This is a genomic window from Microcoleus sp. A2-C3, assembly GCF_036706065.1.
GTDB lineage: Bacteria > Cyanobacteriota > Cyanobacteriia > Cyanobacteriales > Microcoleaceae > Microcoleus.
On the sequence record NZ_JAUBVX010000031.1, the window covers coordinates 38,139 to 57,459 of the forward strand.

A 19,321-nucleotide genomic window follows, 5' to 3' on the forward strand; every position below is an offset into this window, starting at 1 on the left:
TCTTGTTATAACTTGTAATAAATCGCATTGCTGGAACTGCAAATAATTATTGTTAGTTGAGAAAAGAACGGACTGTGGCGATCGCCAAATTCAGATCCAGCGGCTTGCTCAAATAAGCCGAAGCGCCAGCTTCCAAACATCGATCGCGATCGCCAGCCATCGCCATCGCCGTCACCGCAATCATCGGTACCGACTCCCAGACAGGATCTGCCTTAACTCTGCGCATCAACTCAAAGCCATCAACATCCGGCAACTGAATATCCATCAAAATCAAATCCGGCAGCAACTCCGGCGCAGTAGAGGCGGCAAGGATGCGATCGACCATCGCCTTCCCATCCGCGAGAATCTCTACCCCGAACCCCTCCAATTCCATCACCTCCGAAATTAACATTTGGTTAAAAGGCTGGTCTTCCACCACCAAAATCCGCTTGCTACCAATTGGTAATGCGATCGCAGAAGCAGGGACTAACTTGGAATCCAAGGCACAATTGGCAAAAGTTCCCAACTCTTGACGCATCTCCGTCAAAGGCAGCCAAACGCGGAACAGACTGCCGCGATCGCAAACAGATTGAAAAGAAACAGTTCCCCCGTGCAATTCCGCCAGACGCTTAGTCAAGGCCAAACCCAAACCTGTACCTTCGTGCCGCCTAGTCAGGGAAGAATCCACCTGTTGAAAAGGTCGAAATAGCAAGTGCCAGCGGTCTTGAGGAATGCCGATACCGGAGTCTTTCACCTCAAGACAAAAGTAAGGAGTGCTGGCATTTACAGGAGAACAATCAGGGCGGTAATCGTCGCTCATTTCGCTGCCGTAGGCCAGACGCCCGCTGAGTTTAACTTGTCCCCGTTCCGGGGTAAACTTGATAGCATTAGAAAGTAAATTAATCACAATTTGTCTGACTCGCCGCTCGTCGAGCAAAACTTTAGTAATGCGGTAATCGAGTTCTAAAGACAAAGCGATCCGCTTTTTGTCTGCGCGCGGCTGAATCATTTTCAGACAGTCGGTGGCGAGTTCGTGAACGCGCACCGGCTGTAAATTTAGTTCTACTTTCCCTGCTTCAATTTTAGAAAGATCGAGAATATCGTTGATTAGCTGCAACAAGTGCTGACCGCTTTTTTCGATCAGTTCTACATAGTTGATTTGTCGATCGCTCAACTGGCCGGATCTTTGGCGCAGCAGCAAGTCAGAAAAGCCGAGAATGCTATTGAGAGGCGTCCGCAATTCGTGGGACATCGAGGCTAAAAACTCGGATTTTAACTGAGAAGAATACTCTAATTGTTCGTTAACTTGGCGGAGGTTTTCTTGTGTTTGAGCCCGCTCGATTGCCGCCCCCAGCGTGCGACAAGCAGCCTCCAGCACTTCTTGGTGGAGGGAAGCTTGCAGTTTTTTGACGTTGCGCGACTCCAGCGTCAGCACTCCGATGATTGTGCCGTCGGTAGATGCGATCGGAAAAATGCCCAGTTGTCCGATTCCCGGATGCCGAAATTGTGGCACAGCCTTGGGATGTTGGGCATAATCATCGACCAACAAAGGTTTACCGGTTGCCACCACTTCCCACAGCAAACCGGTGCCGTAGGGAATGCCTTTGTCGAGCAATTTTTGCATTCCGGCGGCGACTGGTTCGCCGTAACTAGCCAGAAATTGACTAGAAACTTGGTTGGAAATTGCCGCCGCTTGTCTGTCGTTTCCCTTGCCGCTAATCACTTTTACGTCTCCGAAAGCAGCATTCGTTGCTTCCACCAGATAGCTGAGGGCAAACTGACCTATTTCTTGCAAACTGTGAGAGTTTTGCAGGCGTTCGGTTAAACCTAACAGAAATGTCAGCCGCCTGACTTCTGCATTCAAGCTAGCTTGGGATTTTTGGTATATTGTAACGTCTCGAAAGGTAAACAGCCGCCCGCCACTGTTGGTAATTGTGGCGCACACCTCCAAACAAATAGCATTCGATTGCTCGAAATAAAATGATAAACTTTCATCCTGAGATTTTTGCAGTGCTTCCTGAAACTGTTCCCACTGCTGAAGGGATAAGTAACCGCGATCGACAATTTCGGCAAACAGCAAGTCGCACTTAGGCTGTGTAGCGAGCCATTCTGGGGACAGTCCCCAGGTTCCTGCTAATTTTTTGTTAAACAAAACTAAGCTGTCAGACGAGTCGAACAGAGCGATCGCATTGTCTACTTGGTTGAGAATCAGTTCTTGGTCTGCTCTCAACTGTTGCAAGTCTATCTCCATTTTTTCTGTGTCTGTAGCTCTTAGTTTTGTTGTCATAACTTTCTACGGATATGGCATGAGTTATTTGATAACCCCTTACTTAATTTGACATATTTTTAGGTTTTTTGGTAGTGAGGGCGATCGACCGGCCTTGTGATCTGAAACACTTGCTGCTTAACAGTTGACAGTTGACAGTTGACAGTTGACAGCGAAGTTTTTAGGCTGGGGCTTAAATCCCCTGTGCTTTGGTAAAAAACCTAATTCGGATGGTTATACCTTTGTAGAGTTAGGGATGAGAATTACCAACGGTACTCCGAACCCTCTTCACTTCAGTGGATATACAACATTAATTCCATAACTTCTGGAACCGGATGGCAAAATAAGAGAGTGGGGTAGAAACAGCAATGTACTTAGATTACCATCGGCATCGGATTTTATTTTAGCCATGCCAGGAGAAACTGTTACCTTATTTCCAGATACTATCCTCTTGTACAAGGGTAATTATACAGGGCTAACCATAGATTTTGGAGATGGTAGTGTTTGGGTTTGTGACGAACTCAAACCAGGGAAATATCAATTCCGTTTCAGCTATCAAAAAGATTTGGAGCCGAGAGGAAAATTTATTTATCGTGGAAAAGCAATTGAACAACTGTTATTAGAAAAGGTTTGGTTCGGGAGAGTGGCTGCTCCATTTGTAGAGTTAGACCTAGTTCAACCCTAAAATCAAACTTTAGCCAAGTTGCTATCTATGTCTAAGGAATTACTTCGAGGGGTAAGGTGCGCAGTGCGCACCCTACAAATGTGAGTTGAGGCGGAAGTTTTGTTAGTGTTTCTTAGGATTTTTCGGAAAAGGAATGTTCAAACTTTCGTGAAAAAGTAGCTGAGTTTTATAAGTCAAGCGACGGTTGACTTGTTTGATGATTTTTTCCAAAAGGGCATCGCCGGTTTTTTCAATCAGAGGTTGAGACATCGATCGAATAAACTTAGGAAAGCAAACCCCTACAGCTAAATCCAGCTTCCACGTAGCACTGGTAATCGCAGGCGGTAGCTGAGCACGCTCTGACGCAGGCCAATCGGCGGCAAACTCGTCAGAGGGTATCTCCACTAGCTTCATTGCCGATCGAAAATCCACCTCATATCCGGGCGAGGTATAATTCGGAACCGGGATTGTCTTAATCAAATAGCAGCCCTCAGCGTCAGGTGGCAGCAATTCTAAACCAATTCTCGCTTCGACTCGGTAGCCGAAAGCCCCAAAACGCCCGATTAACAAATCATAGCCGTTTTCGCCGATCGCCTGGGCCGTCATCGGCAAAGCGCACTGGCAAAACCAACTCTTGTGATTGTTCAAATGCTCAGCCACCGTAGCAGCATCGGCGTACATCTCCATGCTGTCTTCAAAATGCGTGTGAAACCAAATCGGCTCCACTTCATCTGTTGCATCCGCAGCTCCACTTTCGGGCTGCCCAAAACTCGCATCTGGGTAGCAATTTTCGTCAGTAGCTTCAACAGTTTGATATTCAGCGGAATCCAGCTTCATCGTATGCTCTCCTGTAATACGCGCCAATCGATCGGGTTGGGGATGTGGTAAGGGAGTTTCCTCCCTACAATTGAGAAATAGATAGCAAAAAAACTTACCCTAGAACAGCATAACTTGACTTATGAAAGCATTTGTAGCAGGAGCCACAGGCCAGACGGGCCGCCGAATTGTCACAGAATTAGTCAAGCGGGGCATTCCCGTGCGTGCTTTAGTCCGAAATCTAGAGACAGCTAGACAAATTTTACCACCGGAGGTAGAGTTAGTGACTGGGGATGTATTAAATGCGACTTCTCTGGGCGATGCTATCGGCGATAGTACGGTGTTGCTGTGCGCGACAGGGGCAGCCCCTGGTTTTGACCCCACAGCGCCTTACAAGGTGGATTTTGAGGGGACTAAAAATTTGGTGGAGACAGCTAAGGCTAAGGGAATTGAGCATTTTGTGCTGGTGACTTCTCTGTGCGTTTCTCAGTTTTTTCACCCGTTGAATCTGTTTTGGCTGATTCTGGTTTGGAAGAAGCAAGCCGAGGAGTATTTGCAGAAAAGCGGCTTGACTTATACCATTGTCCGTCCGGGCGGTCTCAAAAATGAGGATAATTCAGATGCGATCGTCATGACGGGCGCAGACACAATGTTTGAAAGCAGCATTCCCCGCACTAAGGTAGCTGAAGTCTGCGTGGAGGCGCTGTTTCAGCCGGCTTCTCGCAACAAGGTTGTGGAAATTGTGGCGAAGCCGGAGGCCCCGCAAAAGAGTTTTGAGGAGTTGTTTGCTAGTGTAGTTTGATTGAATTAGGGCTGGCGCACAGGTGTCCAGAAACCGGGTTTCGGCTACGCTCAACCAGCAGTTTTTTTACGAAAAGACGGGTTTCAGCCAGCAGTTTAGGTAAAAAACTCGGTTTCTTTAGCCCCTGGTAGCTAACAAAGAAACCGTTTTTTTAACCGATAAAATCGCATCAATCGGGTTTTTCCAAAGTCCAAAATCTTTTTGATGAATATCGGACTTGAAAAAACCCGATTTTTGTCTACTAAATTATGAACTATCTGAAGTTGAGCGCTGGTTCTTTACAAAGGTTAACAGCATCCAACTCTGTGGATTGGCCATCCGAGTATTCGGCTCTGACATCAAAAATACAGCCCGCATCCACGCCTTCGTAGTCACCTTGATTCCACGCAAAATCTGCCTTTTCCCGATCGGCAATGGGCTCAGCTAGCTCGTTTTCTCCCCACGTATCCTTACTGGGAGCAGACATATAAACGGCTGTCATCGTCTTGCCGCTGTTGTTGATCACGGCAACTCTGACCGTGCGAGCGAAAACGCTAGGTGCTGTCAACGCTAACAGTGGCAGCGACAGCCCCGCAGCGATCATTACTTTGCTTAACAACTTGTTAACCATTGAGCCATCTACCTTAAGTTAGATATTTATTGAAGCTTAACTCTAAAAGTTAGAATGTACAAGTAATCAGTCGTTGACGGTGTGCGTTAGACAAAAAACTATTTGATTTAAGTCGAAATTTGGAGGCTCCGCACCCGATCGCAATTTTTCGATCGCCAAATCTGGCAAAATCTTAAGAGTTTGACAATCCGCCATTGAAATTTCCCTCTCTCAGCATGAAAATTCTCAAGTGGCCAGCTTGGTTGCCCTATCCGATTTCGTGGTTAAGGGCATTTGCTCTCGCCCAGAGTTTTAGTTTCGTCCTTCGCAGCGGGATTCCTTTCGCCAGCGACGATATCGGCTTTCTAACTCTGTTCCTGGCGGCTTGGCTAATTCAGTTACCTTTGTTCTTTGTCGCCCATTTTTTAGTCGTTAAAATCATCAATCCCTTACTCAGTATGCTGCCGAGCCGCTTTCGAGTTGCGCGCAAGTTCAAGCGGCGGCATACTGGAGTTCGATCGCACTTTCGAGAAGGATTGAATGCTGTTGTAGTGATTTTTTTGGCATTTAATCTGTCGCTACTGGTGCAAATTGCTCTTTTTTATTGGCCCGCGCGATCGATCGATCCAGCTAAGTTTCTCACAGGAATCTCTACTCTCACAAATATTGCGATCGCCGGTGAATTAGATTTCTGGCTGGTAAAATTGGCGGGGGCTTTATCGAGTTTAACGCTATTAGCCGCGCCGCTATATCAACACGATTTTCGAGTACGCCGGATGCGGGCAACTCGAAAATTAGCCGAAATCGCCGAAATGGAAATGACTGCATTTGAAATAAAGAAATTGCGCCGCCGCCAAAAAACTTTGCTGAGGCGAGCCGAAATTCAAATCCTCGGATTTCTACTTTTAATCGGCGCTGTGATTGGCGGCGCTGTTTTTTTGGTTGCCAATTTGCGAGGAAATCAGCAGTTTTCGTCTGCGGCGAGTCGGGTTAGCAAATCGCCACCGCTAGCTATGAAAACGGGCGATCCTTATATTCGAGCTTTGATGCGTACTATTTCTGCTAGCGAGTCAAATGTTTCTCGGCCTTATCACGTTGTTTACGGCGGAAAATATATATTAGATTTGAGCCGTCATCCTGACTGGTGCGTGAGAATTGTTAACGGCCCGAATCGGGGTAAGTGTACTACGGCGGCGGGTAGATATCAATTTTTGACTACGACTTGGAATGATAAGGCGAAGCGCTATCACGCCCGTCGCGCTGATTTTTTATTCTGGGCAGATTACAGTTTTGAACCGGAAGATCAGGATGCTGTGGTTTATGCTTGGTTGAGCGATCGCAAATTTTGGAAAGCTGATATTCCTGAGATGTTGCGGCAGGAAAGATTAACTGATGTTTTGCGGATGCTTTCGGGAACTTGGACGAGTTTGGGATATGGAATTGAGAACAATTCTATGAGTTCTAGTTTGCCCAAAGTCTACCAGAAAATGCTGCGAGAAGAATTGGCAAATGCTGGCTCTTAGGTTGAATTTAATCCGGTTATCTCGGAATTATATCCAAGTGGGAGCGTCCCCGCTCGCGTGTTGTAAGCAGCGAGCGATCAGGCGCCTAGTTTAATGACCTAAGGGGCTTGCAGCTTAATACTATACCAATCCTTTGGCTACTCCTTCGACAATACAATTGCATGGCTGGGATTTTATTTCTACGCAAGTCTCATACAATTGCATGGCTGGGATTTTATTTCTACGCAAGTCCCTAAAGCCATCTGGGAGTATTCCGTAGCTCTGGCACTCCCTCTGCGTAGGGCTTTAAGCTCGATATTGTAGATGTTTTGCAGTTTGGCGATCGCTTTCTGCAATGCCGCCTTGTTCAACCCTAAGATGCTTTGAATCTGTGCTGCTGTGTATCAACACTCAATCGATTCTTGTTCGTGGTAATCGATTTCTTCAGCCTCTACGTCAATCACAGTCGGGTTTTCGAGTTCCATATTTTAGCCTGGTTAGGGGAATCAATTTGAAATCGATTTGGAATCGATTCGTCTATAGGTGCTATAGTAATATACAGGTACATCACAGTTGACAAGTGATGTACCTGATGGTAAATTGAAGCCTGGGTAGACAGTCGCGGATAATGTTGATATGTATAGACAACTGCGCGATATGGCTACCAAGCGACCGAGAACTACCATCAGCTTTGACTTTGACGAGTACAAGGAGTTGAAAAAATGGGCTGATTCTGAATTTCGTTCTATTCCTCAACTGGTTCTTGTCTTGGTCAAGAAAGCCTTGATAGAGAGGAAGGAGCGAGCGTCGGATCAAGTCAGCGTACCCACAGAAACCAAAGCCCCATGAGCCACCAAAGCTAAGCGGGGCAAGGAAAGCAAGGAAGTTAGTTAATGTCTAGCGGATGTCTAGCAAAGGAGCATAGTCCTGTAGGTTGATTTATTGAATTTTACTGAAAATATCTGAATTATTTGCTAAGTTGTGAAAGCAGTAAGCATTATTCATAAATTGGATACCTACTCAACCCCAAGACAAGCAGCCGAACATTTTGGAGTTTGCTTGCATACGCTCAGACGGTGGGAGAAGGATGGCATTATCAAAACCATCCGCACACCCGCTGGTCAACGACGATACTCAATTAATTCTTATGCCGGACAAAACAAAACCAACCTTAGAACAATTTTGTATGCCAGAGTCTCTAGTCGAGGACAAAAATCTGACCTTGACCGACAAGTTGCAAAACTACTTGAACTCTATCCATCAGCCGAACTCATTACCGACATTGCCTCCGGGCTTAATTTCAAAAGGCAAGGACTTAGATCCATTTTGGAAGCCGTCCGTACAGGCAATGTCGGCTCTGTTATTGTTGCCCACAAAGACCGACTTGCCAGATTTGGTTTTGAACTCATTGAATGGCTCTGTCAGCTCGATGGAACAAAAATCGTGGTTCTCAACCAAGACAATCTTTCTCCAGAGCGAGAAATGGTTGAAGACATCCTTGCCATTATTCACGTCTTTTCCTGTAGACTCTACGGACTCCGAAAGTATAAAACTAAAATCAAGGAAGATTCAGATTTACCCAGAGCCAGCACTGGGCAAGATTTGGAAAACGTGGATGGCAGCAACACGATATTGCTACAACCAGGCAATTTCTCAACAAAAGCAAGACCGTCTAGGTAAGCTCAAATTGCGTAACAAAATCATGCAATCAGATTTACCAAAGTGGGTAAAAGATACACCATGTCATATCAGGCAAAATGCTATTTTCGACGCTCACAGAGCGTATGCTGCTAGCCATGATGCCAAGTATCGAAGCATTCGCAATCTTCGCTCTACAGTTAAATTCAATGATGCCAACTTCAGGGGCGGGATGTGGTTTAAGTCAAAAGTTAAAGGACTAAAATTCACCGCATCCGAGCCTGTTCCAATGTCTTGCAAATATGGGACTCAGCTTGTTTTGCATCGTAGTAATTGGTTCGCTATTTTTCCCGAAGAATATGACTCAAAACCATCAAAAGCTAACTCGGCAATTGCTTTAGACCCTGGTATTCGGACATTCCTCACGGGCTACGACTCGGAAAAAGTAATTGAGATTGGTAGTGGAGATATCGGAAGAATCACCCGCCTGTGTCAATATCTTGACAAGTTAATGGGAAAGATGACTAGAGTATCTTCCAAGCAACGAAGAGCGATAAGAAAGGCTGCGGAAAGAATCAGAAGCAAGATTCAAAATCTTGTTAATGAACTTCATAAAAAAGCTGCACACTTTCTGACCACAAATTACCAAGTTATTTTCCTACCAACATTTGAAACGTCTCAAATGGTGAGACGTGCTAAACGGAAAATCAATAAAAAGTCAGCACGTCAAATGCTGACATGGGCGCATTATCGTTTCAAGCAATTCATCAAACACCAAGCCGACAGAAATGGTTCGATTGTTGTTGATGTATCTGAAGCCTATACGTCCAAAACTTGTGGAAAATGCGGTCATATTCATCGCAAGCTTGGTGGCTCTAAAGTGTTCAAATGTCCGAATTGCCAAACGGTAATTGGACGAGATTTGAACGGCGCACGTAATATTTTGTTACGTGCTTTGTCGGATTCGACCTGTTCTGTCAGTAATGACGGGATTGCTATCGTTACATCTCCAGCATTGCACAGCTATGTACAGAAATGTGAGCGCGTAAATGAATCAGAACATCATGATCCAAACCCAAGCAATCCCCCAAACAGTTACGTTTGACGAATTCGCGGCCTGGTATCCAGAGAACTCTGTCCGCCGCTACGAGCTACACAATGGAGTAATTGTCGAAATGCCTTTAGGAACAGGCGACCACTCGGCCGTAGCCGGGTTTATTTCTGGCGAAGTGTTTTTAGAGGTTCGGCAGCAACAATTACCCTGCATCGTGCCGAAAGAGTACCTACTCAAACCCGTCCGCAACGAGGCAGGTTATCAGCCAGATGTAATTGTTCTGGAGTTGCCCGCTCTACGCCAGTCCGAACCGCGCTGGAAAAGGGAGTCCATCATTACGATGGGCAGTTCGGTGCGATTGGCTGTAGAGGTCGTTAGCACCAATTGGCGAGATGATTACCATTTCAAGTTCGCTGACTACGAAGAAATAGGCATTCCCGAATACTGGATTGTGGACTATCTCGGTTTGGGCGGTCGCAAGTTTATCGGCAATCCCAAACAACCCACCCTTTCGGTTTGCCAGTTAGTAGACGGGGAGTACCAGATCAAGCAGTTTCGGGGCGATGACACTGTTGAGTCGCTGGCTTTTCCAGAGCTGAGGTTGACTGCCGAGTTGATTTTTCGGGCAGGCTTGCCCAAAAGCGTGACGGGCATTGAACCAGGCTAATTGCGATCGCACGGCGGGTGCAAAGGGGGTGCAAAGGGGCCTCAAACAGCCCCTAGATATTGGAAAACTGGCAAGAAAATCAGGAAATAGCTTAGGGGCTTGCAGCTTAATACTATACCAATCCTTTGGCTACTCCTTCGACAATACAATTGCAGGGCTGGGATTTTATTTCTACGCAAGTCCTAACAGTTTATCGCGCAGATGCTTAATGCGATCGCGCAACTTACCAGCCTCCTCAAACTCCAACTTCTTCGCCGCCGCCTTCATCTGCGTCTCCAACCGCCCGATTAACTGAGGAATCTCATCCAAAGATAACTCATCAACCTGTTCGTAAACCTCCTCCAACTGCTGAGAATTCAGCTTGCGCGACACATCCAGAAACGCCAGAATCGCGTTAGTCGATCGCTTTTTCGCGATCGGCTGCGGCGTAATCCCGTGCATCTTATTGTAAGCTACCTGAATCCCCCGGCGGCGATCCGTTTCATCGATCGCCTTAATCATGCTTTTCGTCAGATTATCCGCATACAAAATAGCCTGTCCCTGCACATGGCGCGCCGCCCGCCCAATCGTTTGAATCAAAGAACGTTCCGATCGCAAAAACCCCTCCTTATCCGCATCCAAAATCACCACCAGCGACACCTCCGGCAAATCCAAACCCTCCCGCAGCAAGTTAACGCCGATTAATACATCAAACTTACCATCCTGCAAATCTTGGATAATTTCTATCCGTTGAATCGACTGAATTTCCGAGTGCAAATACCGAACTTTAATCGCCCTTTCCTGCAAATATTCCGTTAAATCTTCCGCCATCCGCTTCGTCAAAGTCGTCACCAAAACACGCTCATTCCGACTTACTCTCTCCTTAATTTCCCCCAACAAATCATCAATTTGTCCCTCCGTCGGACGCACAAAAATTGTCGGATCGACTACGCCAGTAGGGCGAATCACTTGCTCAGCAACCCTGCCTTCCGATATTTCCATTTCCCAATCACCAGGAGTCGCAGAAACAAAAATACACTGATTAGCTTTTTCCCAGAATTCCTCCGCTTTCAACGGGCGGTTATCGGCAGCGCTGGGCAACCGAAAACCGTGGTCAATCAATACTTTTTTCCGCGCTTGATCGCCGTTATACATTCCCCGAATTTGCGGCACTGTGACGTGGGATTCATCTATCACCAACATCCAATCTTTCGGGAAATAATCAATCAAACATTCTGGCGGTTCCCCAGCATTTCTACCTGCTAAATGCCGCGAATGATTCTCGACTCCGTTGCAATAGCCGACCTCGCGCAGCATTTCCAAATCGTAGCGGGTGCGCTGTTCTAATCGCTGAGCTTCTAATAGTTTTCCTTCTTTCTCAAATTCTACCAGTCGGTCTTCTAATTCGAGTTCTATTCCTTGACAAGCTGCCTCTAATTTATCATCTGCCGTCACAAAGTGGCGCGCTGGATAAATATTTAAAGCGGTTGTACTTGCCAGAATTTTACCAGTTACGGGGTCAACGTAGCGAATGGCATCGATTTGGTCGCCGAAGAATTCGACACGAATAATTCTATCTTCGTAGGCGGGCCCGATTTCTAGAACGTCGCCTTTGACGCGAAATTTGCCTCTGCCTGATTCTGTGTCGTTGCGGCTATATTGGACGTTGACTAAATCTCGCAAAACTTGCCGCTGATTGACTTCCATTCCTACTTGCAAAGGAATAGCAGCTTTCAGGTATTCTGCGGGCATTCCTAAACCGTAGATGCAGCTAATTGATGCTACTACAATTACGTCGCGGCGTTCAAAGAGCGATCGCGTGGCCGAGTGTCGCAGCATATCGATCTCGTCGTTAATTGCTGCGGTTTTTTCAATGAAAGTATCACTGACGGCGATGTATGCTTCAGGTTGGTAGTAGTCGTAATAACTGACAAAGTATTCGACTGCATTGTTGGGGAAAAAATTTCGCAGTTCGTTGCACAGTTGAGCGGCCAGGGTTTTGTTGTGTGCTAAGACTAAGGTGGGTCTACCGATTTTTTCAATCACCGAGGCAATGGTGAAGGTTTTGCCTGTACCTGTGGCGCCGAGTAAGGTTTGAAATCGATCGCCCGCAGAAATGCTTTTGACGAGTTGCTCGATCGCTAGCGGTTGGTCGCCCGTGGGCTGGAAGGGCGCTTGCAATTGAAAAGATGCTGCCGCAGTTACCATAGGAAAATGTAGCTATTACCGATAAATATTAACAAAAATGCAGGGATTCTGCAATTTAGTTAAGAAAATAGTTAGACTTTGTAATACTATTTTAATTATCGGCCGAAATAGCAAGCAGAAAGCCCAGAAAAGCAGTTGTCCGAACCCAGCAATCAACCCCCAGCAATTAGCAAGGAAAAAAATTATGGCTCTCACACCCAAAGATAAAGTCAAAGCGAGCGCCCGCAACAAAGGCACTACCAAGGCCCTACCAGCCACCAGCGAAGGTCAATCAGCGGGCATCCAACTTTATCGCCCGCAACTCATGCATGATAACCGCCCCGTCGGCCCAGATGATTTTACCATCAGCGAGACAGTCTCGATATCGGGGAATCGCCCGATCGGCGTTAGCACCCTGCACATCAGCGAAACCTACGGCACTATAGGCAATCGCCCGATCGAAGCCAGCGACTTGGAAGTGGTTGCTACACTCGGCAGAAGACCGATCGGCTCCAGCGCCATGCAAGTCAGCGAAATGTTCAATATGTCCGGTGCGCGACCCATTGCCGCCAGCACTCTGCACATTGATGAAGTTTACTCCACAATGGGAGGAGAGCGCCCCATTGCCTCAAACGAAATTGACGACAGCTCGACCTTAATGGGATTTTTAGATTAATTGGTCATTGGTCATTAGTTATTAGTCATTGGTCATTGGTCATTGGTCATTGGTCATTGGTCATTGGTCATTGGTCAGTAGTCATTAGTCATTGGTCATTAGTAATTGGTGATTAGTTTTTCACTGTTAGCTAATGACTAATGAAACAATCGTAGCAAATTTACTGGCCCTCGCGATTCAGCAATTGAACCGTCTAAAGTAATTGATTTAACCTATTAATTTAACCTATTAAATATCTCAATATCTTGAGCATCCTGCAACCCAAGCTCTTGCAATGTAACAGCGTTGACACCGAATGTTTCGGTTAACCATTTCGCCAAACTTGGAGGCAATTGAGCATTCAACCAGAAAATCATACTGCGATCCTGGGGAAATCTATGCTGAGAGATGCAAAAAGCAGACAGGTTTGAATGTCTTCTGGTTCCAAATCAGGAAAATCAGATAGAATCTCGCTAGCTGTTACATTGTCTGCTAGAGGTTCTAAAATGTCGCTAACACGAATTCTCATGCCGCGAATACAGGGGCGACCGCCACCTTTACCAAGTGTTTGAGTAATCCTTTTAAGCAATGCAGTTCTATCAGTCATATCTTAAATTTCTCGTTTTCCTATCGTGTCCGATCGATTAACTTCGATAAGTCAGGTTCGTAGTGCGGATTAAAGTCCGCAATCCGGGAGCGGACTGAAGTCCGCACTACGAACCGTTTTTATTATGGTAATCCATCGGGCATGATATGACCGATCGCTAATTTCGCGGACGTTGATATTTGCTCAGTAAATCAGCAAAGTGCTTGTAATCTACAGGCTTCCTTAAATACTCCGCCGCTCCTAATTCCAAACCATGATTTGGGTCGTCCAAAAAAGTCAACATAATCACTGGAATATTAGCTAAATCCGGATCGGCTTTCAACGCCGACAGCACCGCCCAGCCGTCCATACTCGGCATCATCACGTCCAGAGTAATCGCATCCGGTAGCGACTCCTTAGCTAACTGAAGCCCTGCTTCACCGCTAGCTGACGAGAGTACCCAAAATCCTTGTTTCGACAAGCAGCGAGTGATTAAATCCCGCGAGTCTGGATCGTCGTCAATTACTAGCACAGTTGCAGCATCGGGAAGTTCCAGCGGTTGCGATCGCACTTCTTGCAGCCCTGTTTCTTCCGATGCTCGATCGCCCTCCACTTCTTGCTCGCTTTTAACCGCAGTCGGCAAGCGAATCGTAAAAGTAGAACCGCAATCAAACTCGCTATCAACCGTAATATCCCCGCCCATCATCTGGCAAAACTTCCGGCTAATTGTCAGCCCCAAACCCGTGCCGCCGTACCTGCGGGTAGTGGAATCGTCCGCTTGCGCAAAAGCTCCAAACAGCCTCGACACCTGATCCTCAGTCATGCCGATGCCCGTATCAGTGACTTGAAACACGATCGAATATTTGTCAAACTCATAGCCAATTTCCGAGAGTTCCTCGGAATTGTCCACCGGCCAAACTTCCCATTCTTCCTTCCAAACATTAATTGTAATTTTGCCTCGATCGGTAAACTTAGCAGCATTGCTCGCCAAATTCAACAACGCTTGCCGCAGCTTCGCCGAATCAGCGTATATCGTGCCAATATTGCGATCGCAATTGATAGTCAAAGTGTTGCCATTTTTCCCTACCAGCGGTTGAACTGTAGTCACAACCTGCTCCACCAACTTCAACACATCAAAACTCTCCAAGAAAAGAGTCATCTTTCCTGCTTCAATTTTAGAAATATCCAAGATGTCACTAATAATGTTCAGCAATTGCTTGCCTGCCATATTAATGCTTGCCAAATCCATCACAAACTCTTCCTCGCCGAGTTCCACAGCCTCTTCTTGCAGCAGCTCACTGTAGCCAATAATCGCATTTAGGGGCGTCCGCAACTCGTGAGTCATATTTGCCAAAAAAGTGCTTTTCGCCCGGTTAGCAGCTTCCGCAGCGTTCTTAGCGACTTCCAATTCGATCGATCGCTCCTCTAGCTGTCGTTGCCGCACCTCCAAACCATTGAGCAAACTGCTAATTTGCTGAGCCATTGTATTGAGAGTAGAAGATAGCACCCCGATCGCATCATTAGACACAATAGGCGATCGAGCCGTCAAATCCCCGCTCGCCATCAATTCCGCAGCTTGTCGCAGCAAGCCGATATTCCGAATCAGCGACGACACCGACACAAAAGCCACTATTCCCGTGATCGAACTCAAAACCAAAGCCCCCATCAGCCAGTGCTGAGTGCCGCTCGCCACAAACAGAGTTTGCTGCACCAGCACCCCCATTAATTCGTCAGGAACTCCCGCCGCCGCCGAGGCAGCTTCTATTGCCAGCAAATAGTTCTTCATCTGAACAGCACCGATCCACCCAACTCCCACCGCCATCCAAGTGATCAGTACCAAGATCATAAACAGCCCGATCAAAGAAGCCCGAGTTCCCACCGAGATCTGCCTCGGAGTAAATGCCGCCGCCCAAGGATAGCCTTTAAGAAAAGGATCTGGCGGCACCGGTGCGCCCGAATTCCAAATCTCCTCAATTTGACCGTCCGATCGCACCTTACCAATCCGCACTGTTTTCCAGATATGCTGCGTTTGGGCATCTATTTTTACCATGCCCGATGGAGCTGCAAACTCCATATTTTTAGCAGCCGCCCTAACTTTAACCACATCTGTCGAACCAGCTTTTTCTACTGCTTGCTTCCACAAATAAACGCCCAAATAAGCCGCTTCGATCGGGTCATCCGTGACACGATTTTCCCCGTATCTCGCTTTATAAGCCTTGACAAATTTCTGATTTTCCGCTGTATCCACCGTTTGAAAATAGTTCCAAACCACCAAATGTCCAGCAATATTGGACGGCCCGATCGCCCGCACTTCCTCTTCTGCTATGCTCGCCGACATCACCGGCAAATTTTCCGGTTTCAAGCCAGCTTCTCGCAACTTTTGGAAAAAAGCCACATTGCTGTCGCCGTTAAGAGTATTGAGAATCGCATCCGGTTTCACTGCTAAAATATGTGCGATCGCCTCATCCACATCCCTAGAACCCAGCGACAGATACATTTCCCCAGCCAACTCTCCTCCGAGTGCTGCCAGTTGAGCTTTCACAATCAGATTTGCCGTGCGGGGAAAGATATAATCCGAACCCAACAGAAAAATTTTCCGCTTCCCCTGAGCCAGCAAATAGTTCACCCCAGGCACAATCTGCTGATTCGGGGCCGCACCAGTATAAAAAATATTCGGAGACTGTTCTAGCCCTTCATACTGCACCGGATAAAACAGCAACCCGTTGCCCTGCTCAAAAACCGGCAGTACAGCCTTGCGACTCGCCGAAGTCCAACAGCCAAATACCACCGCCACCTGCGATTCTAAGAGCAATTGCTTAGCTTTTTGAGCAAAAGTCTGCAAATCGCTGGCTCCATCCTCTATCACCGCTGCCAAGGGGCGTCCGAGCACTCCTCCAGCAGCGTTAATTTCCTCAACGGCCAACAGCGTCGCGTCTTTAACAGAAATTTCGCTGATGGACATCGTGCCCGTCAGCGAATGCAACACGCCTATTTTTATCGGCTCACGAATTAGGCCTGCTGCTTCGAGAGGGTTACTGCTGCTTGCTCCCATAGGGTTTTAGATATTTTTTACTAATAACATAAATTTTAGTTCGATCCTGCAGGAAGTCAGCCTTGATGCTAACTCTGGTTTAGCAGATTTGTTCGGGCGATCGCCACAAAACTTGGGAATTCCCCCACCCTGTTGATTTTAACCGTCAAACTTGATCGCCTTGACCTCAGTCTGCACCAATCTGTCGCCTATTTCTCTCTTAATCTTGTACCGATGTCGAAACCGCCTCATCAAACAAACGACAAAAGTCCATAAATGCGCGATACCCCAAAAATTCTATCCCTCCCCCACACTCCCCGCACTCCCCGCACTCCCCGCGCGCGAGTCACAAAGCAATCTCGCGCACTCAAGCACTATTCTCCTTCCCCTATAGCCTTTCTCAAAAAGGTGAATATTTGAGATTTTCAATTTTTGGATTTGGAGATTGGGCGATACCTCATATGAGAACTGTAACTGCTATATAGCGGTTCTCAAAAAAGTGAGGTATGCCCTATGCCCTATGCCCTATGCCGTTCGCGTACCTGATATGAGAGATCGAAAAGCTATATCTCTCTTCCGGCCGATTCAGGTTTGCCTGATTTGTCTGACTATTAAATTAAGAAATAAAAACTAAAAACTATTCCCCAGCCCTAATCTCCCTTCAGGCAGAGGAAAGTCTTTGCGATCGCGCTTAGCATATATCTAAGGCTAACTCTTAAGTAGCCTTCTTAAAAATAAATTTTGCAAAGAGTTGGGTGAAAACTAATGAATATTGAACCAAACGCAACCACCAGGGTCAGCGACCTACAAGTCACGCTACCAAAATCCAGAGAAACATTGCTCGGCGAGGAAACTGAAAAATCCCTAGGCGAGGAGAAACAACAAAAGGCTGAAACTATGCGCGCTGTCGAACAGTTAAAAGCAGAACTGCAGCAAAAAATAGATACAGAATGTCACCATACGCCAGATTAAAACGAATGCCAATTTTTAGAGGGTGTGGGTAAGAGACTGTCTTGCCCACACCCGCTTTTTGAAGTTCGATGGAAGTCGGCCGCATTCAATATAAATTTAAAATTTAAAATTTAAAATTTTTTTGGGTTTAAAAAAATACTGTTCTGGGTGCACCAATGGCTTTACGCCGAACTTTTTGTGCGATACTACACTTCGTTCGTTGCAGCTAGTAATTTAGGTCAAAAAACGGTCAGCAGGAAAGTCCTAGTCTATCCTCGATTCAAGAATAATTTTTCCTGATTTCCTATTCCTGATTTCCTATTCCCTATTCCTGACTTCTGTTAGATTCTGTACACTCCGAATACATCAAACTTTATTCCTACAGGTAGAGTGCAACCGAACTACTTGTTCCCTATGATAATAAGTAGAAAGTGTAAAACTAGATACAGATAAGGACAAACAAATGAGCATTGAAGATAAAGCAAAGGCAACTGCAAAAAACATCGAAGGCGCGGCTCAAGAAGCCCTAGGCAATGTTACTGGCGACCCCAAGGACAAAGCTGAAGGCAAAGCGAAGCAAACAGAAGCACAAGCTCGTCACGCAGTCGAAGATGTGAAAGATGAAATCAAAAAGAAATTAGACTAATTCTAATACTAATTGAGAGGGTCGAGAAAGCTGACCCTCTCAATTATTGAAAATGTTGTCATACCGGAGGAAAAAAGGTGAGTTTATTGCAGCAGAGCGGAAAAATTATTGCGGGTCTAATGTTGGCTTTAATGCTGGCCGTTACGACTGCTTGCGCCCCCAGCGTTTCCGCCCAACAACCGACTAATGTACCTGTAGCAATTGGCGGCAGTCAGGGTTATTACGCGCAACTAGAACGCGGCAATACTGCGGCAGGTCAAGACTTTGGTCAATGGGTAACAAAGACTGCTCAAGGCTTAGTTCAAGATGCTTACGTGCGTGACAATAATAAGTTGGGAGTTGTAATTACTCCGCAAGTCCGCCCTAATGAAGTGAAAGATTTGGCGAAGTCTTTAGCTCAAGGTTTTCACCGCAATTTCCCCAACCAGGATGTAAGTGTTTTGATGTACGCTCCTGATAAAAAACTGATTTTGACTGCTAAGTACGACCAGCAATCAAATCAGATTGAATACAATTCTTGATTTGGTAAGAAAGTTTAAATGATCGCGTAGCTTTAATAGCATTTTGGAATTTAGGGCTGGCGAAATCATCGAGATTTGAAACAGAAAATTTGTGTAGATTGGGAAAGAAATACCATGAGTAGCAGCGATAATTATAAGAGTCAAATCATGAAGGATTTGGCTCAGGGAAATAAAGAAGTGATGCCGGAGACAACCGGTGAAGAGTACGATAATTTTGACGATTTTGCTCAGAGAACTTCGCCGGATCAGCGCAAAAAATTATTCGGGAGTTCTCTGAATCATGACTCGCTACCGCCGGCGCAGTTGGAACCGGAATTGCAAAAGGCGATCGCCCAAATTAAGCCAAAGGAACTCGATGATGTGGCCCGCGAATTCCTCAAGCAGTTGGACAAGAGAGGATTGAACGATCGCCAATTGGAAAAGCAGCTAGCACTTTCTACCCACCACGCCAGTCGCATGACTGCTGATGATGTTACTAAGCTGGCCTCGTTTACCTATCACAATCACCCGGATATTTTCCGAGATGTGCTCGCCCAAGAGCCGAGTTTGATGAAGTTTTTGGGGAATCCAGTAGTTGCAGGTATTTTGGGAATAGTTGCTGCTAAATGGCTCAGCAATCGTAAATAATCTCGGATTCAGAAAAGCCTAAAGGCTGATAATACGTGCAGCAAATACGTGCAGCAAATAAAAGGACGATCGCCCGGGCGATCGTCCTTTGATCTTTTATATCAGATCAGGCGTACCTGACACTCCGCAAAATTAAATGTAGGATTAAGTGTTGCCGTAAA

At 46.3% G+C, this 19,321-nt stretch carries 20 protein-coding genes; 12 read left to right on the forward strand and 8 right to left on the reverse strand.

What is annotated here, in order from left to right; translation table 11 throughout:
* Positions 1-52: 52 nt before the first annotated feature.
* Positions 53-2,266: a hybrid sensor histidine kinase/response regulator gene (locus QUB66_RS17955; RefSeq protein WP_332968998.1), complete on the reverse strand. Its 2,214-nt coding sequence runs from the start codon at positions 2,264-2,266 to the stop codon at positions 53-55.
* A 388-nt stretch (positions 2,267-2,654) separates the two neighbouring features.
* Here QUB66_RS17955 and QUB66_RS17960 point away from each other — a divergent pair, with 388 nt between their 5' ends.
* Positions 2,655-2,930, forward strand: a complete 276-nt coding sequence (locus QUB66_RS17960) for a hypothetical protein (protein WP_265233699.1) — start codon at positions 2,655-2,657, stop codon at positions 2,928-2,930.
* A gap of 102 nt (positions 2,931-3,032) precedes the next feature.
* Here the strand turns inward: QUB66_RS17960 and QUB66_RS17965 are convergent, their stop codons facing one another.
* A complete protein-coding gene (locus tag QUB66_RS17965; RefSeq protein WP_265233698.1) occupies positions 3,033-3,746 on the reverse strand; it encodes a DUF1997 domain-containing protein in 714 nt (237 codons plus the stop codon).
* Between the two features lie 121 nt (positions 3,747-3,867).
* On the opposite strand from QUB66_RS17965, the gene QUB66_RS17970 reads away from it, so the two are divergent.
* Entirely contained in the window at positions 3,868-4,527 is a 660-nt protein-coding gene (locus QUB66_RS17970; protein ID WP_265233697.1) for an NAD(P)H-binding protein, read from the forward strand.
* A gap of 253 nt (positions 4,528-4,780) precedes the next feature.
* On the opposite strand, the gene QUB66_RS17975 is transcribed toward QUB66_RS17970, so the two are convergent.
* A complete protein-coding gene (locus tag QUB66_RS17975; RefSeq protein WP_332968996.1) occupies positions 4,781-5,137 on the reverse strand; it encodes a hypothetical protein in 357 nt (118 codons plus the stop codon).
* 66 nt (positions 5,138-5,203) lie between these two features.
* The gene (locus QUB66_RS17980; RefSeq protein WP_265233695.1) at positions 5,204-5,332 is read right to left on the reverse strand and encodes a hypothetical protein; all 129 of its coding nucleotides are present in this window, start codon (positions 5,330-5,332) and stop codon (positions 5,204-5,206) included.
* A gap of 20 nt (positions 5,333-5,352) precedes the next feature.
* Here QUB66_RS17980 and QUB66_RS17985 point away from each other — a divergent pair, with 20 nt between their 5' ends.
* From QUB66_RS17985 to QUB66_RS18005, 5 genes are all read left to right on the forward strand, one after another.
* On the forward strand, positions 5,353-6,639 hold the full coding sequence (locus QUB66_RS17985) for a glycoside hydrolase family 24 protein (protein WP_332968995.1): 1,287 nt from the start codon (positions 5,353-5,355) through the stop codon (positions 6,637-6,639).
* A 615-nt stretch (positions 6,640-7,254) separates the two neighbouring features.
* A complete protein-coding gene (locus QUB66_RS17990) occupies positions 7,255-7,467 on the forward strand; it encodes a ribbon-helix-helix domain-containing protein (RefSeq protein WP_265233694.1) in 213 nt (70 codons plus the stop codon).
* Positions 7,468-7,626: 159 nt separating this feature from the next.
* A complete protein-coding gene (locus QUB66_RS17995) occupies positions 7,627-8,298 on the forward strand; it encodes an IS607 family transposase (protein WP_321161513.1) in 672 nt (223 codons plus the stop codon).
* The gene (locus QUB66_RS18000) at positions 8,234-9,361 is read left to right on the forward strand and encodes an RNA-guided endonuclease InsQ/TnpB family protein (RefSeq protein ID WP_265233693.1); all 1,128 of its coding nucleotides are present in this window, start codon (positions 8,234-8,236) and stop codon (positions 9,359-9,361) included. Before QUB66_RS17995 ends, QUB66_RS18000 begins: the two co-directional genes overlap by 65 nt.
* A complete protein-coding gene (locus QUB66_RS18005) occupies positions 9,321-9,977 on the forward strand; it encodes a Uma2 family endonuclease (RefSeq protein WP_332968994.1) in 657 nt (218 codons plus the stop codon). The genes QUB66_RS18000 and QUB66_RS18005 overlap by 41 nt, the downstream gene beginning before the upstream one ends.
* Before the next feature lie 171 nt (positions 9,978-10,148).
* Here the strand turns inward: QUB66_RS18005 and uvrB are convergent, their stop codons facing one another.
* Positions 10,149-12,164 carry an excinuclease ABC subunit UvrB gene (uvrB, locus tag QUB66_RS18010; protein WP_332968993.1) on the reverse strand — a complete coding sequence of 672 codons (2,016 nt, stop codon included), beginning with the start codon at positions 12,162-12,164 and terminating at the stop codon, positions 10,149-10,151.
* A 184-nt stretch (positions 12,165-12,348) separates the two neighbouring features.
* Here uvrB and QUB66_RS18015 point away from each other — a divergent pair, with 184 nt between their 5' ends.
* Entirely contained in the window at positions 12,349-12,819 is a 471-nt protein-coding gene (locus QUB66_RS18015; RefSeq protein ID WP_265233690.1) for a hypothetical protein, read from the forward strand.
* A gap of 215 nt (positions 12,820-13,034) precedes the next feature.
* Here the strand turns inward: QUB66_RS18015 and QUB66_RS18020 are convergent, their stop codons facing one another.
* The 3 genes from QUB66_RS18020 to urtA form a co-directional block, all read right to left on the reverse strand.
* Positions 13,035-13,175 carry a DUF5615 family PIN-like protein gene (locus QUB66_RS18020; RefSeq protein ID WP_265233689.1) on the reverse strand — a complete coding sequence of 47 codons (141 nt, stop codon included), beginning with the start codon at positions 13,173-13,175 and terminating at the stop codon, positions 13,035-13,037.
* Entirely contained in the window at positions 13,172-13,405 is a 234-nt protein-coding gene (locus QUB66_RS18025; RefSeq protein WP_332968992.1) for a DUF433 domain-containing protein, read from the reverse strand. Before QUB66_RS18025 ends, QUB66_RS18020 begins: the two co-directional genes overlap by 4 nt.
* Before the next feature lie 157 nt (positions 13,406-13,562).
* Positions 13,563-16,436: an urea ABC transporter substrate-binding protein gene (urtA, locus tag QUB66_RS18030; RefSeq protein ID WP_332968991.1), complete on the reverse strand. Its 2,874-nt coding sequence runs from the start codon at positions 16,434-16,436 to the stop codon at positions 13,563-13,565.
* A 744-nt stretch (positions 16,437-17,180) separates the two neighbouring features.
* Here urtA and QUB66_RS18035 point away from each other — a divergent pair.
* From QUB66_RS18035 to QUB66_RS18050, 4 genes are all read left to right on the forward strand, one after another.
* The gene (locus tag QUB66_RS18035; protein WP_265233685.1) at positions 17,181-17,387 is read left to right on the forward strand and encodes a hypothetical protein; all 207 of its coding nucleotides are present in this window, start codon (positions 17,181-17,183) and stop codon (positions 17,385-17,387) included.
* A gap of 442 nt (positions 17,388-17,829) precedes the next feature.
* On the forward strand, positions 17,830-18,012 hold the full coding sequence (locus QUB66_RS18040; RefSeq protein ID WP_265233684.1) for a CsbD family protein: 183 nt from the start codon (positions 17,830-17,832) through the stop codon (positions 18,010-18,012).
* Between the two features lie 77 nt (positions 18,013-18,089).
* Positions 18,090-18,533 (forward strand): hypothetical protein, encoded by a 444-nt coding sequence (locus tag QUB66_RS18045; protein ID WP_265233683.1) that lies wholly within the window; start codon positions 18,090-18,092, stop codon positions 18,531-18,533.
* A 114-nt stretch (positions 18,534-18,647) separates the two neighbouring features.
* Complete coding sequence (locus QUB66_RS18050) at positions 18,648-19,160, forward strand: hypothetical protein (RefSeq protein WP_265233682.1); 513 nt, start codon at positions 18,648-18,650, stop codon at positions 19,158-19,160.
* Positions 19,161-19,321 lie beyond the last annotated feature (161 nt).